Below are 14,412 nucleotides of genomic sequence, written 5' to 3'. Positions count from 1 at the left end.
TTCTGGGGTATCCGGAATCAGTGGGCACAAGGCACAAAGGCAAGTAGTCCCTATGAAACGAATGCAAGCCGGAAAAATTAGCGTTTGGGAATTTGTGTCAGGAAGGGGGCAGGACGGAGATTTCGAGAATGATGCGGACCACTCCTGTGGGAGCGAGCTTGCTCGCGATAGCGCTGGGTCAGCTTGCTGTTCGCTGACTGACACGACGCCATCGCGAGCAAGCTCGCTCCCACAGAGGATGGATCACCCCAGCCAATGTGGGGAAGGCATTTGAATGAGCTGGGAATCCAATCAGGCGCTGATGGCCAACCCATGCCGCCGATGATGCACGCTCAACTGATCCTTGATCAGCCGCAGCACCTTGGCCTCGTGCTCGTGAATGAAGAAGTGCCCGCCCGCCAGCATGTCCACCGAGAAGCTGCCGGTGGTTTCCTGGCGCCAGCCCATCAGTTGCTCCGTGGTGGCCTTGTCGGCCGTGCCGCCGAACACATGCACCGGGCAGTCGAGCAGCGGCCGTTGCCGCGGCTGGAAGCGTCCGCACAACAAAAAATCAGCCCGCAGGATCGGCAGGGTCAGGGCCATCAGCTCTTCATTGGCCAGGATCTCCTCGCTCGTGCCGTTGAGGGTACGCAGTTGCTCGATCAACTCAGCGTCGGTTTTCGCCTTGGCGAAACCGCGGTCGTAGTCGGCCCGCATCGTCGGCGCCGCGGTGCCGGAGGCAAACAGCGCCACCGGTTCCGGACAGCCGAGCTCACGCAGGGCATGGGCGATCTCGCAGGCCAGCAGCGCGCCCAGGCTGTGGCCGAACAAGGCGTACGGGGCCTGGAGCGTCGGGTACAGTTCCCGCGCCAGTTGCATCGCCAACGGGCCCATGTCGGTGTGCAGCGGCTCGTCGAAGCGCGCCCCGCGTCCCGGCAACTCCACCGGTTGCACATGCAGCCATTGCGGCAACTTGCGCCGCCAGCGGCTGTACACCATCGCGCTGGCGCCGGAATAAGGCAGGCACAGCAGGGTCAGTTGGGTCACTGCGGTTTTCTCCGATCGGTCGTGTAGGAAAGATAACGAGATCGTAACCCACAAAATTAGTCAAAACCGTTACGTTCGCTCCATCTGCCCCATCCGACCTTATACTGGCGACCTCGACTCACTCCACTGCACAGGAGAACGCCATGGGCTGGTCCGCCAAGCAATACGTCACCTTCGAACAGGAACGTACCCGTCCGTCCCGGGACCTGCTCGCCGCCATTCCCCCCACACAGGCCCGTTCGGTGATCGACCTGGGGTGTGGCCCGGGCAATTCCACCGAACTGTTGGTGGAACATTTCAGCGGCGCCACGGTGCGCGGCCTGGACAGTTCCAGCGACATGGTCGACGCCGCACGCAAACGCTTGCCCGCCGTGGCGTTCGACACCGCGGACATCGGCCAATGGGATGAACCCGGGCCGTTCGACGTGATCTTCGCCAACGCCGTGCTGCAATGGCTGCCCGACCACGCCACCCTGCTGCCCTCGCTGATCGACAAACTCGCCCCCGGTGGCAGCCTGGCGATCCAGATGCCCGATAACCTGCAGCAGCCCTCCCACCGTTTGATGCGGGAAATCGCCACCAACGGTCCCTGGGCCAGCCAACTGGCCGGGGCGGCGGATTCGCGTACCGAGGTGGAGGATCCCAGCACCTATTACTCGATCCTCAAGCCCCACTGCAGCCGCGTCGACGTGTGGCGCACCACCTACCATCACCCCTTGGCCGGTGGCGCCCCAGGCGTGGTGGAATGGTTCAAGGGCAGCGGCTTGCGGCCGTTTCTCGAGCCGCTGGACGAGACGCAACGCGAGCAGTACCTGGCGCGCTATCTCAAGGCGATCGAGCAGGCTTATCCAGCCCTGGACGATGGGACCGTGCTGCTGCCGTTTCCCCGGGTATTCATGGTCGCGACGCGCTAGGGCGAGGGTCGATGAGGCAGCGACGAGGGCCTAAATTTCTGCTCCGGCCCCTCGTTACCTGCTAAGACCAAAAACCCGCAAGAGTGACCGCCGTGGACCTGCAAACCATCCTGGGCAAGCTGTTCGCCAATGCCGGCGCCGTTGGTATCGAAGGCGTCTTCCAATTCGTGTTCGGCCCGCACCAGGCGTACTGGTCCGAGGTCAAGGCCAGCAGCCGCACCGAGGCTGGCCGCCACACCCGCCCCGACGTCACCATCGAGGTGGCGGAGAAGGACTTCCTCGGGATCATGGCCGGCATGGCCAACGTGGAAGAACTGTTCGCTAGCGGTCGCCTGAAGATCGGCGGCAACATGGGCCTGGCGACGTTGCTGCCGCAGATCATCGACCATGCCCGGCATGGCGGTGGCGTGGTGGAAAAGGTCGACATGAACAAGCGCTACCCCACCCCACCACGCTTCAGCGAAAAGCTCACCGCCAGCCTGCCGACCCAACGCAGCGTGCAACGGCGGCCTCGCAGCGGGCTGTCGGTGCAGGAGTTTCGCGCCCAGTACCTGCCCCACGGCATTCCGCTGGTCATCAGCGACGCCTTGCAGGACTGGCCGTTGTTCAAGCTCAGCCGCGAAGAATCCCTGGTGCATTTTGCCGAACTGCAAGGCATCACCCGCCACGGCGACTACGTGAAGAAAACCTTCTCCACCGAGCGGGACTTTCGCTCCACGTCCATGGCCGACTTCATCGCCTCCCTCGACAGCCCGGCGGCCAAGGGCACCGACGACGAACCACCGGCCTACATGGGCAACAACATCCTGCCGGCGCGGCTGATGGAGCAGATCAAGCTTCCGCCCTACTTCGACCCGTCGCTGTTCATCCCACCGCGCATCTGGATCGGCCCCAAGGGCACCTTGACGCCGCTGCACCGCGACGACACCGACAACCTGTTCGCCCAAGTCTGGGGCCAGAAAATCTTCACCCTCGCCGCGCCTCACCACCGCGAAGCCCTGGGCACCTGGTCCACGGCTCCCCAAGGTGGGCTGGACGGCTGCGATTTCAACCCGGACGCGCCGGACTACCAACGCTTCCCCCACGCCCGGGACGTGACCTTCATGCGCGTGACGCTGGAGGCTGGGGATTTGCTGTTTTTGCCGGAAGGCTGGTTCCATCAGGTGGAGTCGGTGTCGACGTCGTTGTCGGTGAATTTCTGGGTGAATTCGGGGCGGGGTTGGTAGGAGCCAAAGGTTTTGTGTGCGGCTGGAATATGAAGACAGCTTCACCCAAGTGAACTCCACCCTCCTCACACCAGTCAGCAGGTAAGGCCCTCCATTCAAGGTGCTAGACCATGCAGATATCCCTCGCCCAACAGGTTGCCCTCGTCACCGGCGCCAGCTCCGGCATTGGCGCAGGCTCGGCCAGGGCGTTGGCCGACGCCGGAGCCGCGGTGGTGCTCAACTACCACTCCAGCGCCGGCCCGGCGCAAGACCTGGCCCGTGAAATCAACGCCAACGGCGGCCGCGCCATCGCCGTGGGTGCCGATGTGTCGAAGGAACACGAGGTCGAGCAGTTGTTCGCCCAAACCCTCGAAGCCTTTGGCACGCTGGACATCTTGGTGGCCAATTCCGGCCTGCAAAAAGACGCCGCCGTCGTCGACATGAGCCTGGAAGACTGGAACACCGTGATCGGCACCAACCTCACCGGCCAGTTCCTCTGTGCCCGCGCCGCCCTGCGGATCTTCAACCGCCAGGGCATTCGCCAGGGCGTGTCCCGGGCCGCCGGCAAGATCATCCACATGAGTTCGGTGCACCAGCGCATTCCCTGGGCCGGCCACGTCAATTACGCCGCGTCCAAGGGCGGTGTCGATCTGCTGATGCAGAGCCTGGCCCAGGAAACCAGCCACCAGCGCATCCGCATCAACAGCATCGCCCCCGGTGCCATCCGCACGGCGATCAATCGCGAAGCCACCGAGGGCGAGCAGGAGCAAAAGCTGCTGGAACTGATTCCCTACGGTCGCGTCGGCGATGTGGAGGACGTCGCCAACGCGGTGGTCTGGCTGGCCTCGGACTTGTCCGATTATGTGGTGGGTACCACGCTGTTCATCGATGGCGGGATGAGCCTTTACCCGGGGTTTCGTGGCAATGGCTGATCATGACGAACCGCAAAGCCCCATCGAAAACCACGGCATCATTGGCGACATGCGCACCGCCGCGCTGGTCAATGATCGCGGCAGTGTCGATTTTTTCTGCTGGCCGGAATTCGACAGCCCGTCGATCTTCTGCTCGCTATTGGACACTGCGCAAGCAGGCATTTTCCAGCTCGCGCCAGACCTGCCGGATGCCCGTCGCCAACAAATCTACCTGCCCGACACCAACGTCCTGCAAACCCGCTGGCTGAGCGACGGCGCCGTGGTGGAAATCACCGACCTGCTGCCCATCGGCGACAGCGAGGACGATCTGCCGGTGTTGATCCGCCGGGTGCGCATGACCATCGGCAGCGCGACGTTTCGCCTGCGCTGCGCGGTGCGTCACGACTATGCCCGGGCCGCCACCACGGCGCGCCAGGACGGTGCCCACATCTGTTTCGAGGCGCCGGGACAACCGAGCCTGCGCTTGTGCGCCGACCAGCCCATGACGCTGGACGGTAACGCAGCGGTGGCCGAGTTCACCCTTACCCAAGGCCAGAGCGCCGAGTTCCTGCTGGGCGGCATCGACGACCCCCGCCTTCAGGACGACGTCAGCACGATATGCCTGGAGCGGACCCTGGCGTTCTGGCGCGGCTGGGTCGGCCAATCCAACTATCGCGGACGCTGGCGGGAAATGGTCAATCGCTCGGCCCTGGCGCTGAAACTGCTGACCTCGCGCAAACACGGCGCCATCCTCGCCGCCGCCACCTTCGGCCTGCCGGAAACCCGCGGCGGCGAGCGCAACTGGGATTACCGCTACACCTGGATCCGCGACGCTTCGTTCACGGTCTACGCGTTCATGCGCCTGGGCTTCGTCGAAGAAGCCAACGCCTATATGCGCTGGTTGCGCGGACGGGTCAGCGACTGCTGTGACCAGCCGACCAAGCTCAACATCCTCTATGGCCTGGACGGCAGGCTGGAACTGCCGGAAACCGAGCTGCCGCACCTGAGCGGTTTCGGTGGCGCGCAGCCGGTGCGCATCGGCAACCTCGCCTACCAGCAGGTGCAATTGGATATTTTCGGCGAGCTGATGGACGCGGTGTACCTGGTCAACAAATACGGCGAAGCCATCTCCCATCAAGGCTGGAAACACACCGTCGACGTGGTCGACCAAGTGTGCAAGGTCTGGCAGGACAAAGACGTGGGCATCTGGGAAATGCGCGGCGACAAGCAGCACTTCCTGCATTCGCGGCTGATGTGCTGGGTCGCCGTCGACCGCGCCATCCGCCTGGCCGAAAAACGCTCCCTGCCCGCCCCGTTCGCCCGCTGGGACGAGACCCGCCAGGCCATCTACCAAGACATCTGGACGAATTTCTGGAACGAGGAGCACCAGCATTTCGTCCAGCGCCTGGGCAGCACCGCCCTGGACGGTTCGATGCTGTTGATGCCCCTGGTGCGTTTCGTCAGCGCCCGCGACCCGCGCTGGCTCTCGACGCTCGATGCCATCGAAAAACACCTGGTGCGCGACGGCATGGTCTATCGCTACCGCAACGACGACAGCCCCATCGACGGCCTCAGCGGCATCGAAGGCTCATTCGCGGCCTGCTCGTTCTGGTACGTCGAATGCCTGGCCCGCGCCGGCCGCGTGGAAAAAGCCCAGCTGGAATTCGAACAACTGCTGCGCTACGCCAACCCGCTGGGGCTGTACGCCGAAGAGTTCGACAGCCACGGCTACCACCTGGGCAACACGCCCCAGGCCTTGACCCATCTGGCGTTGATCAGCGCGGCGAGTTTTCTGGACCGCAAATTGAGCGGGGAGAAGAACCATTGGCAGCCGTGAGCGGAGTGGTTTGTGGCGAGGGCGCTTGCTCCCGCTCGACTTTGTAGGAGCTGGCGAAGCCTGCGATCTTTTGATCTTTCGCTTGGGATTCAAGCGTTAAGGGAAAGATCGCAGCCTCGTTGCACTCGACAGCTCTTACACAGCTCCTACACAGCTCCTACCGTGTTAAGTCGGCCAATTCGATGTCATCCAGAGCTCGATTGGCCAGCAATCTGGCCAGCTCGATCAACTGCTGAATCCCCAACGCCACATGCCGCCGGGAACCCTCCAGCTCGAATCCCAGGTCACTGACCAGCGCATCGGCCGAGGCCAGGGTTTCGCTGAGGGTGGTTAGCACCGATTCGGTGTTGAGGCCGGGGATCACGGTGAACACCTGGCCGTCCTGGGTATCGGGTTTGGCTGGGGTGGGAGACAAGTGAATGTTCAGCGCCCGGTCGGCGGCTTCGCGGAGTTTTTTTGTGTCGAGGGTGGTGTAGGCAGAAAGGTCTTCGGCGCGTGGGGGGTTGGGGGTGATCTTGACCATGATATGAATCTCCATTCGAACGTGGAGTTCACCATTTCCGCGACCAAGCAGAAGGGTGGCGAACTGTACGCAGGTTGGTCGACCAGGGAATGGAAACCCGGCAGGGCCCGAAGCCCTCCCACGCACAGTCAGCCATAAAACAGACAGCCGCTCGCGCGGCACCGTGCGCCATTCTAAACCCGGGCGACCAAACCCGGTCGCTGATTTTGCAGCGACGAGCAAAGCCTATCCCCGCCCCTTCCGAACCGACAACCGACGCGACTCGTCAGAAAATTCCCGGAGCACCACATTTTTTGTAGGAACACATAACCTGTGGCGAGGGAGCTTGCTCCCGCTCGACTGCGCAGCAGGCGCAAGAATCCTGGGGTCGCTTCGCAACCCAGCGGGAGCAAGCTCCCTCGCCACAAGAGCATTGCAGTCTCCGGGTCCCCATTTATCACTCCGTCCCGTTAGAAGTTGCCAGCCCCCCAAACCCCTCCTAAGATCGATGCTCTCACGGGTGCAGCGGAGCTGCCCGATAAAAACCCGACTCAAGGACCTGACATGACCCATATCAAACGCCCCATCACCACCCCACCCCGAACAGGCCTGACCCGCGAGGACCTCTGGGAAGGCCAGGACCGGGGCCTGATCAAGTGCTGGGAAATCGGCCGCGACCGGGCGATGAAGTTTCCCGAGCTGGCGCAGCGTTGCCTGGCCGGTGAATTGCCGGTGCTGGGTTGGAAAGGTGGCGTCAGCCGCAGCCTGAAAAAAAACGAAAAATTCGGTTGCCTTAAGTACCTCGCTCAATGGCAGGGCCTGCGCAGTGAAGACCTGGACATCGACCTGACCCAGGAGCGTACCCTGACCTGTTCCAGCACGAACATGATCGTGACGTTTACCCCGGATCGGGCCAAATACGTCAACCAGGAACCTGCCTGAACGTAACCGCACACTGCCGGAGGCCGACATGAACCTTGAACCCAGGATCGACTTCGCCGTCACGCCATTGCTGCGCATCGCCTACGAAGAACACGGCCCCGCCAGCGGCGGCCCCATCATCCTGCTGCACGGTTTTCCTTACGACCCCAGGGCGTTCGATGCAGTCGCGCCGGCCCTGGCCCAGCGTGGCTACCGGGTCATCGTGCCCTACCTGCGCGGCTACGGCCCGACCCGCTTCAACAACCCGGACATCATGCGTTCCGGCCAGCAAGCGGCGTTGGCCCAGGACCTGCTGGACCTGATGCATGTACTCTCCATCCCCCAAGCGGCGCTGTGCGGCTACGACTGGGGCGGTCGGGCGGCGTGTATCGTCGCGGCCCTGTGGCCCGAGCGTGTGCGCTGCCTGGTGACCGGCGATGGCTACAACCTGCAGGACATTCCACGCTCCACGCAGCCGCTGGACCCGGAAACCGAACATCGCCTGTGGTACCAGTATTACTTCCACACGGCCCGGGGCGTCGAGGGCCTGACCCGGAACCGGCGTGAACTGTGTGGCTTGCTCTGGCGCCTTTGGTCACCGACCTGGACACGGGGCGCCGAACTGTACCCCCTCAGCGCCGCGTCGTTCGATAACCCGGACTTCGTCGACGTGGTGATCCATTCCTACCGTCATCGCTTCATGTACGCGCCGGGCGACCCGACGCTGGAGTGGATGGAGGAACGGCTGGCGGCACAACCGGCCATCAGCGTACCGAGCATTTCCCTGTGCGGCGCCGATGACGGCGTGGGGCCCGCGTCGGAACACGATGAAGACGTCGAGCATTTCACGGGGTTCTATGAGCGCCGAGTGCTGCCCGGTGTTGGCCACAATATTCCCCAGGAAGCCCCCGAGGCCACGCTCAAGGCATTGCTGGATCTGCTTGAGGGCTGACGGCGAATCGCTCGCGATAGGCCTGGGGCGTCACGCCCATGGCCCGCAGGAAACTGCGGCGCAGGGTTTCTTCGCTGCCGAAGCCACATTGCACCGCCACCCGCTTGATCGACACCGCCGTGTCGGCCAGCAGGCGGCGAGCGGTTTCCACGCGAATCAACTCCACGGCCCGCGCCGGGGTCTGGCCGGTCTCGGCGCGGTAGTGCCGTACAAAGCTGCGTTCGCTCATACCCACCTCGGCGGCCAAGCTCGACAGGCCCAGGTCACGGGTGAGGTTTTCGGCGATCCAGGCATGCAGGTCATCAAATCGACTGCCTTGCTTTTGTAGCGACAAGGTCACGCTGAACTGCGATTGGCCGCCAGGGCGCTTGAGGAACACCACCAGGTGCCGGGCGACCTCCAGCGCCACCGCGCGGCCCAGGTCCTCCTCGACCAGCGCCAAGGCCAGGTCGATGCCGGCCGTGACCCCGGCCGAGGTCCAGACCGGACCGTCGTTGATGAAAATAGGGTTGGGTTCGACCCGCAGTTGCGGATGCTGCTCGGCCAGTTGTTCGCAGCGAGTCCAGTGCGTCACCACGCGCCGTCCGTCCAGCCAACCGCTGGCGGCCAGCAGGAACGCCCCAGTGCACACCGACGCCACCCGGCGCGAACGCAGGCCATGATCCTTGACCCAGGCCACCAGCGCCGGGTCTTTCGCCGCTTCGTACACGCCCCAGCCTCCGGCGATCAACAGCGTGTCGCTGCCTTCGCTCGGCAGCGGCTCGGCCATCAGCGCCAAGCCTGCCGAGGACATCACCGCCCCACCGCCCACGGCGATGACCGTCGGCGTGTACGGCAGCGGCAGGCCTTGCTGGCGGGCCAGGTCGTTGGCCGATGCGAAGACCTGCAAGGGCCCGGTGACATCGAGCACTTGCACGTTGGCGAAGGCCAGGACATGAACGGTTTTCGGTGGGTTGGGCATATTGGCGTGATTCGTGGGCTTATTGGCGTGTACGCCAGAGCCTACGGATCTAAAGTAAAACCGTCCACCCCTCGGGCATCATTCAAAGGAGAACGCGACATGACGTTGCAGATCGGTTTGCTGTTATTCCCCCAAGTCCAGCAGTTGGACCTGACCGGGCCTTATGACGTGCTGGCCTCGTTGCCGGACGTGAAGGTCCACCTGGTCTGGAAGGACCTGGCGCCGGTCACCGCCAGCACCGGGCTGGTGTTGCTGCCCACCACCACGTTCGAGGACTGCCCGAAACTCGACGTGATCTGCGTCCCCGGCGGCACCGGCGTCGGCCCCCTGATGGAAGACGAACAGACACTGGCCTTCATCAAGCGGCAAGCCGCCGACGCGAAATACATCACTTCGGTGTGTACCGGTGCGCTGGTGCTCGGTGCCGCGGGCCTGCTGCAAGGCAAGCGTGCCACCACCCACTGGGCCTATCACAGCCTGCTGCAAACCCTGGGCGCGACGCCGATCAAGGAGCGCGTAGTCCGCGATGGCAACCTGCTCACCGGTGGCGGCATCACGGCCGGGATCGACTTTGCCTTGACCCTGGCGGCCGAACTGTTCGACCAGGCCACCGCCGAGCTGGTCCAACTGCAACTCGAATACGCCCCTGCCCCACCGTTCGACGCCGGCAACCCGGACACCGCGCCGACGCGCGTGCTGGAAGAAGCGAACCGGCGTGCGGCGGAATCGTTCCGGGTGCGCTCGCAGATCACCCAGCGGGCTGCGGCGCGCTTGGAACAGGCGTAACGATCAGTCCCGATGGAAATGAAAGCCGTGGTGAGGGGAGCTGTCCCCTCACCACAACGGTCATCGGCTCATCATCCCTCCTGGCGATACAACACCATCCCAGCGTGGTAGAGCACGCCTTCGCGAAAATCCCCATCGGCGGTGAAACCGGTATCGTCGTGGTATTCGATATGGTCATCCTGCAGCCAGTAGTCGCCCTGATATGCGCTCTCATGTAAACCTCGCGCTTCGTCATAGCGTCCGCCCGGCAGCAGCCGATGGCGAATCACGCCATCAGCCGTCACCCAAAGGCCGACGAATTTATCCTGGTCTCCAAATGCCTTTCTCATGGGACATCTCCTGTCGGCAAGTCGGTCAGAATGGACTGGCGGTGGGCCGCACGATCAGTTCGCTGACGTCTACGTCCGCCGGTTGTTCGATGGCGTAGGCGATTGCCCGGGCGATGGCTTCGGCCGGAATGGCAATCCTGCGGAACTCACGCATTTCGGCACGTCCACCTTCATCGGAAATGCTATCGGCCAGTTCCGATTCGGTCACACCGGGGGAAATCACCGTCACCCGCACATCACCTCCGACTTCCTGGCGCAAGCCCTCGGAAATCGCCCGCACGGCATACTTGGTGGCGCAATACACGGCGGCCGTCGGGCTGACCGCGTAGGCACCGATGGAGGCGATGTTGATGAACTGGCCGCTGCGCTGACGCTGCATCAAGGGCAGGCCGGCGGCGATCCCGTGGAGCACGCCACGGATGTTGACGTCGATCATGCGATCCCATTCCTCGACTTTCAGCGCCTCGAGCTTGGAAAGCGGCATGACACCGGCATTGTTGATGATCACGTCGACCTTACCGAACCGTTCGACAGCAAAATCGACGAAGTCCTGAACATCCTCACGACGGGTCACGTCCAGCGCTTTACAAACCGCCTGCTGGCCGGCGGCTTCGAGTTCCTGCACCAGGGTTTGCAAACGATCGATGCGCCGCGCGCCAAGCACGACACGAGCACCGCGAGCCGCCAGCAACCGCGCCGCGGCTTCACCAATCCCGCTGCTGGCGCCGGTGATGACCACAACTTTGTTTTGAATATCGGACATGATGGTTCCCTCGACTGGATGTATTGGCTCCCGGTGGGAGCGTTTTGACAGGTCCAGATTAGGGAACCAGCCGAGACCGGAGTTAGCCGGATCCTCCTGCGCACTTGCACGATCCTGTAGCGATAGATCCGACTCTGGTCGACAGCCGCGCAATCGGTTTTACTAGCGCGGTCTATTCATTTTGGCCAGGGAGGTTGCTTGGCATGTCGGTATCCACGTCCATCCACATTGCGCCAGACGACAGCGTCAATCAGCGTCGCGCCGAAATAGCGAGCCTGATGATGCGCTTCGCCCCGGAATTCGGCGTCCATCCCACGGCCATCGAAGCGTTGCACCTGATCCGCTGCGACCAGCCGACCGAAGCCCTGCACGTCGTGCATAAGCCCGGCCTGTGCGTGATCATCGAGGGCCGCAAGGAAGTGCGCCTGGCTGATGAATGCTACATGTATGACCCCCTCAATTACTTGGTGGTCTCGGTGACCCTGCCGTTGTCCGGCCAGGTGATCGAAGCCAGTCCCGAGCGTCCCTACCTGTGCATCCGTCTCGACATCGATCCGGCACAGATCTGCCGCCTGATCGCCGACGCCAGCCCCATCGGCGTGCCGACTGAAAGAACCGATCGTGGATTGTTCCTGGATCGCATCGATGCGCCATTACTCGACGCGATGTTGCGCTTGCTGCGGCTGCTGGACAGCCCGGGCGATATCGCCACCCTCGCGCCGCTGGCCCAGCAGGAAATTTTCTACCGGTTGCTGCGTGGCGCCCAAGGCCAGCGCTTGCACGAAATCGCCATTCCCGACACCCAGACCCATCGCATCAGCCGCGCCATCGAGTGGCTCAATACTCATTACGCCAAGCCACTGAGCATCGACAGCCTGGCACAAATGATCAATCTCAGCCCTTCGGCCCTGCATCACCGCTTCAAAGCCGTGACCGCCATGAGCCCGCTGCAATACCAGAAGCAGTTGCGCCTGCAGGAAGCCCGACGGTTGTTGTTGGCGGAGAACAGCGACGTTTCGTCAATTGGCTACAAGGTGGGGTATGAAAGCCCTTCGCAGTTCAGCCGCGAATACAGCCGTCTATTTGGCGCCTCACCGAGCAAGGACATCGCTCGTTTGCGTGCCCAGGCCCTGCAAGCCACGAGCGCCTGATCCTGCACACAGACAGGATCAGGCAAAGCCAGGACAGTATCCGTCTACCGCCCGCCCCCGCCTCGCCCCTAATCTGAACCCATGCAGCAAGACAACCGTCCCGGCTGCAACGGGTTCAGCAGATCACGACATCTGAACGACCCGGCACTCAACCTGATATGACCGGAGTCTTTACCATGAAAACGTTCAACACCTTGATCGCCATTACCACCTTCGCCCTGAGCGCCAGTGCGTTTGCCCTGCCGAGCCAGCAACAAGACCGTTTCTTTACTTGGGCTGGCGATTACCAGCAGCCGGTGGCCGCTGATGGCGCGGATCAGACGCCAGGGGGCCAGACCTTGGCTGCCGACGGTGCCGAGCGTACCCCTGGGGGTCAAACCTTGGCCACTGATGGTGCCGACCGCGCCATGAGCCGGCGTCTGGCATGATCAGGCCACTTTCCCACAGACGAAAAAAAACCCGCCTAGGCGGGTTTTTTGAGGACCAATTTGACTCCCTGTCCGGCATTCCATGCCTGGTCCAATCATCCATGACCCCAAGCACTCCCTGTACTCAGTGGATGAACATAGATTAGGCCCACCGGTGACTTGGAGAAAGACGAGAAAGCAGCAACAGCGTGTAAGCGTTTCGCTATAGGACGCTTTCCTGGCTTTTCAACAGGCGAAAAAAAACCCGCCGAAGCGGGTTTTTCCAAGACCATTACGACTCCCTGTCGATAGCTAATCCTTGCATGGTCGATCGTCCCTGATCCTGAGCACTTCCTGTGCTTCAGTGGATAAGTCCAGATTACGCCTCGGATCCAAAATGAAATAGACGACATAGCTACCATCTCGTGTAAGACATTCGCTATACCTGCCCCTCCGAAAACCCTTAGCTCTGCCAGCCGGCTGGCTCAAGGCTTGTGCAGGAACGCTTCAATATTGGCCATCTGCTCGTCCCAGCCACGGCTGTCCATGCGAAAAGCCTTGAGTCGGCGTGCCTCGGGAATGTTGTTGAAGCCCGACTCCACGACTTTGAGCAAGGTACCGCCATTCATGTCTTCGAGTTCGAATTGCACTCGGGTTTCGGACTCTTGGGAATAATCTACCTGCGGCTCGACAGCGTAAGGATGCCAGCGAAATGAGAACACTCGCTCGGGCTCCACCCGCTCCACCGCTACGTCCCAGATAAGGTGTTCGTAACCTGGATAAGTGATTTGCCCTTGGGTACGCTCGCCCGCCACAAACCGTTTCCCCTCAAGGGCGACACCGAACCATTGGCCAAAGGCTTCGGCATTGGCCAGGGCCCGCCAGACCTGGGAGCGCGGGGCCTTGAGCAGGATCTTTCTTTCAATGCGGTCGGATGAATGCATGAGTCACCTCCTGTGTTTCAACAGTAGGCTTGTAAGACCACAAGGCCAACCGGAAAGTTGTATCAGACCATTGTTTAGCGCTCGTCAACTTTAAAACAGCACGGCGCGATGTAAACTCCCTCGGCGCCTTCACCCCCTCAAGGAGAGACCCAACATGTCCCTACGCTTGCTCCTGGCCCTGACGCCACTGCTTTTTGTCGCCGTTGCCCAGGCCGACGACTGCGCTAACGCCACTACTCAAGGCGAAATGAACCAATGCGCAGCCAAAGAAAACAAGGCCGCTGACAATGAGCTGAACAGTTTGTACGAGCAGATCACCGCACGCCTGAAGGACAATCCCGAGGCCAAGAAAATGCTGGTCAAGGCTCAGCGTGCCTGGATAGGCTTCCGTGATGCCGAATGCGAATTCTCCGCCTCTGGGGTTGAGGGCGGCAGTGTCTACCCGCTGATCTATGACAATTGCATCACCGCCCAGACCAAGGCCCGTGTCGAGGCGTTCAAGACCTATCTCAAGTGCAAGGAAGGGGATTTGAGCTGCCCCGTACCCGAGGCTTGACAGCCAGGATGCAAAAAAGGATGACCTCTGCAGGTCATCCTTTTTTCGGCCAACACTTTTTATTGCGGAAAAAACAAAACCCCTACCTGCGTCAGCAGATAGGGGTTTCGGAATTTAATCTTGACGATGACCTACTCTCACATGGGGAAACCCCACACTACCATCGGCGATGCATCGTTTCACTTCTGAGTTCGGGATGGGATCAGGTGGTTCCAATGCTCTATGGTCGTCAAGAAATTCGGTAGCC

At 62.0% G+C, this 14,412-nt stretch carries 16 protein-coding genes and 1 rRNA gene; 10 read left to right on the top strand and 7 right to left on the bottom strand.

The annotated features are described in order from the left end of the window. Nucleotides 1–291: 291 nt before the first annotated feature. Nucleotides 292–1,026, bottom strand: coding sequence for a thioesterase II family protein (locus BLU85_RS24125; RefSeq protein WP_092204201.1), 735 nt, complete (start codon nt 1,024–1,026; stop codon nt 292–294). A 143-nt stretch (nt 1,027–1,169) separates the two neighbouring features. Here BLU85_RS24125 and tam point away from each other — a divergent pair, with 143 nt between their 5' ends. From tam to BLU85_RS24105, 4 genes are all read left to right on the top strand, one after another. Continuing rightward, on the top strand, nt 1,170–1,940 hold the full coding sequence (gene tam / locus BLU85_RS24120) for a trans-aconitate 2-methyltransferase (RefSeq protein WP_092204202.1): 771 nt from the start codon (nt 1,170–1,172) through the stop codon (nt 1,938–1,940). A gap of 92 nt (nt 1,941–2,032) precedes the next feature. Next, complete coding sequence (locus tag BLU85_RS24115) at nt 2,033–3,166, top strand: cupin-like domain-containing protein (RefSeq protein ID WP_092204203.1); 1,134 nt, start codon at nt 2,033–2,035, stop codon at nt 3,164–3,166. A 110-nt stretch (nt 3,167–3,276) separates the two neighbouring features. Next, nucleotides 3,277–4,077, top strand: coding sequence for an SDR family oxidoreductase (locus tag BLU85_RS24110; protein WP_092204204.1), 801 nt, complete (start codon nt 3,277–3,279; stop codon nt 4,075–4,077). After that, nucleotides 4,070–5,893: a glycoside hydrolase family 15 protein gene (locus tag BLU85_RS24105; protein WP_092204205.1), complete on the top strand. Its 1,824-nt coding sequence runs from the start codon at nt 4,070–4,072 to the stop codon at nt 5,891–5,893. Before BLU85_RS24110 ends, BLU85_RS24105 begins: the two co-directional genes overlap by 8 nt. Before the next feature lie 157 nt (nt 5,894–6,050). Here BLU85_RS24105 and BLU85_RS24100 read toward each other — a convergent pair whose 3' ends face one another. Beyond that, a complete protein-coding gene (locus BLU85_RS24100; RefSeq protein ID WP_092204206.1) occupies nt 6,051–6,416 on the bottom strand; it encodes a DUF6124 family protein in 366 nt (121 codons plus the stop codon). 543 nt (nt 6,417–6,959) lie between these two features. Here BLU85_RS24100 and BLU85_RS24090 point away from each other — a divergent pair. After that, nucleotides 6,960–7,337, top strand: coding sequence for a hypothetical protein (locus BLU85_RS24090; protein ID WP_092204208.1), 378 nt, complete (start codon nt 6,960–6,962; stop codon nt 7,335–7,337). 28 nt (nt 7,338–7,365) lie between these two features. Then, nucleotides 7,366–8,268, top strand: coding sequence for an alpha/beta fold hydrolase (locus BLU85_RS24085; RefSeq protein ID WP_092204209.1), 903 nt, complete (start codon nt 7,366–7,368; stop codon nt 8,266–8,268). On the opposite strand, the gene BLU85_RS24080 is transcribed toward BLU85_RS24085, so the two are convergent. Then, nucleotides 8,237–9,229, bottom strand: a complete 993-nt coding sequence (locus tag BLU85_RS24080; protein ID WP_092204210.1) for a GlxA family transcriptional regulator — start codon at nt 9,227–9,229, stop codon at nt 8,237–8,239. The genes BLU85_RS24085 and BLU85_RS24080 overlap by 32 nt on opposite strands. Before the next feature lie 99 nt (nt 9,230–9,328). Here BLU85_RS24080 and inhA point away from each other — a divergent pair, with 99 nt between their 5' ends. Further along, on the top strand, nt 9,329–10,015 hold the full coding sequence (inhA, locus tag BLU85_RS24075; RefSeq protein ID WP_092204211.1) for an isonitrile hydratase: 687 nt from the start codon (nt 9,329–9,331) through the stop codon (nt 10,013–10,015). 71 nt (nt 10,016–10,086) lie between these two features. Here the strand turns inward: inhA and BLU85_RS24070 are convergent, their stop codons facing one another. Together BLU85_RS24070 and BLU85_RS24065 are read right to left on the bottom strand one after the other, a co-directional pair. Beyond that, nucleotides 10,087–10,344, bottom strand: coding sequence for an Atu4866 domain-containing protein (locus BLU85_RS24070; RefSeq protein WP_092204212.1), 258 nt, complete (start codon nt 10,342–10,344; stop codon nt 10,087–10,089). 25 nt (nt 10,345–10,369) lie between these two features. After that, nucleotides 10,370–11,107 (bottom strand): SDR family oxidoreductase, encoded by a 738-nt coding sequence (locus tag BLU85_RS24065; protein ID WP_092204213.1) that lies wholly within the window; start codon nt 11,105–11,107, stop codon nt 10,370–10,372. A gap of 203 nt (nt 11,108–11,310) precedes the next feature. On the opposite strand from BLU85_RS24065, the gene BLU85_RS24060 reads away from it, so the two are divergent. Further along, entirely contained in the window at nt 11,311–12,258 is a 948-nt protein-coding gene (locus tag BLU85_RS24060; protein WP_092204214.1) for an AraC family transcriptional regulator, read from the top strand. 176 nt (nt 12,259–12,434) lie between these two features. After that, nucleotides 12,435–12,686 carry a hypothetical protein gene (locus BLU85_RS24055; protein WP_092204215.1) on the top strand — a complete coding sequence of 84 codons (252 nt, stop codon included), beginning with the start codon at nt 12,435–12,437 and terminating at the stop codon, nt 12,684–12,686. Nucleotides 12,687–13,150: 464 nt separating this feature from the next. On the opposite strand, the gene BLU85_RS24050 is transcribed toward BLU85_RS24055, so the two are convergent. Then, on the bottom strand, nt 13,151–13,609 hold the full coding sequence (locus tag BLU85_RS24050) for an SRPBCC family protein (protein ID WP_092204216.1): 459 nt from the start codon (nt 13,607–13,609) through the stop codon (nt 13,151–13,153). A 154-nt stretch (nt 13,610–13,763) separates the two neighbouring features. On the opposite strand from BLU85_RS24050, the gene BLU85_RS24045 reads away from it, so the two are divergent. Further along, a complete protein-coding gene (locus tag BLU85_RS24045; RefSeq protein ID WP_092204217.1) occupies nt 13,764–14,165 on the top strand; it encodes a lysozyme inhibitor LprI family protein in 402 nt (133 codons plus the stop codon). 118 nt (nt 14,166–14,283) lie between these two features. On the opposite strand, the gene rrf is transcribed toward BLU85_RS24045, so the two are convergent. After that, nucleotides 14,284–14,399: ribosomal RNA gene (gene rrf / locus BLU85_RS24040) — 5S ribosomal RNA — on the bottom strand. Nucleotides 14,400–14,412 lie beyond the last annotated feature (13 nt).

The sequence above is a fragment of the Pseudomonas sp. NFACC14 genome, from assembly GCF_900106885.1.
In the GTDB taxonomy this organism is placed as follows: Bacteria; Pseudomonadota; Gammaproteobacteria; order Pseudomonadales; family Pseudomonadaceae; genus Aquipseudomonas; species Aquipseudomonas fluorescens_AA.
The sequence above is the reverse complement of the archived record's forward strand: the minus strand, read 5'-3'. Positions and strand labels throughout refer to the sequence as shown.

Bases quoted from the DNA above. Each gene is read 5' to 3' on its own strand.
- tam (WP_092204202.1), top strand. From the start codon at position 1,170: ATGGGCTGGTCCGCCAAGCAATACGTCACCTTCGAACAGGAACGTACC.
- BLU85_RS24110 (WP_092204204.1), top strand. From the start codon at position 3,277: ATGCAGATATCCCTCGCCCAACAGGTTGCCCTCGTCACCGGCGCCAGC.
- BLU85_RS24105 (WP_092204205.1), top strand. From the start codon at position 4,070: ATGGCTGATCATGACGAACCGCAAAGCCCCATCGAAAACCACGGCATC.
- BLU85_RS24100 (WP_092204206.1), bottom strand. From the start codon at position 6,416: ATGGTCAAGATCACCCCCAACCCCCCACGCGCCGAAGACCTTTCTGCC.
- BLU85_RS24090 (WP_092204208.1), top strand. From the start codon at position 6,960: ATGACCCATATCAAACGCCCCATCACCACCCCACCCCGAACAGGCCTG.
- BLU85_RS24085 (WP_092204209.1), top strand. From the start codon at position 7,366: ATGAACCTTGAACCCAGGATCGACTTCGCCGTCACGCCATTGCTGCGC.
- BLU85_RS24080 (WP_092204210.1), bottom strand. From the start codon at position 9,229: ATGCCCAACCCACCGAAAACCGTTCATGTCCTGGCCTTCGCCAACGTG.
- inhA (WP_092204211.1), top strand. From the start codon at position 9,329: ATGACGTTGCAGATCGGTTTGCTGTTATTCCCCCAAGTCCAGCAGTTG.
- BLU85_RS24070 (WP_092204212.1), bottom strand. From the start codon at position 10,344: ATGAGAAAGGCATTTGGAGACCAGGATAAATTCGTCGGCCTTTGGGTG.
- BLU85_RS24065 (WP_092204213.1), bottom strand. From the start codon at position 11,107: ATGTCCGATATTCAAAACAAAGTTGTGGTCATCACCGGCGCCAGCAGC.
- BLU85_RS24060 (WP_092204214.1), top strand. From the start codon at position 11,311: ATGTCGGTATCCACGTCCATCCACATTGCGCCAGACGACAGCGTCAAT.
- BLU85_RS24055 (WP_092204215.1), top strand. From the start codon at position 12,435: ATGAAAACGTTCAACACCTTGATCGCCATTACCACCTTCGCCCTGAGC.
- BLU85_RS24050 (WP_092204216.1), bottom strand. From the start codon at position 13,609: ATGCATTCATCCGACCGCATTGAAAGAAAGATCCTGCTCAAGGCCCCG.
- BLU85_RS24045 (WP_092204217.1), top strand. From the start codon at position 13,764: ATGTCCCTACGCTTGCTCCTGGCCCTGACGCCACTGCTTTTTGTCGCC.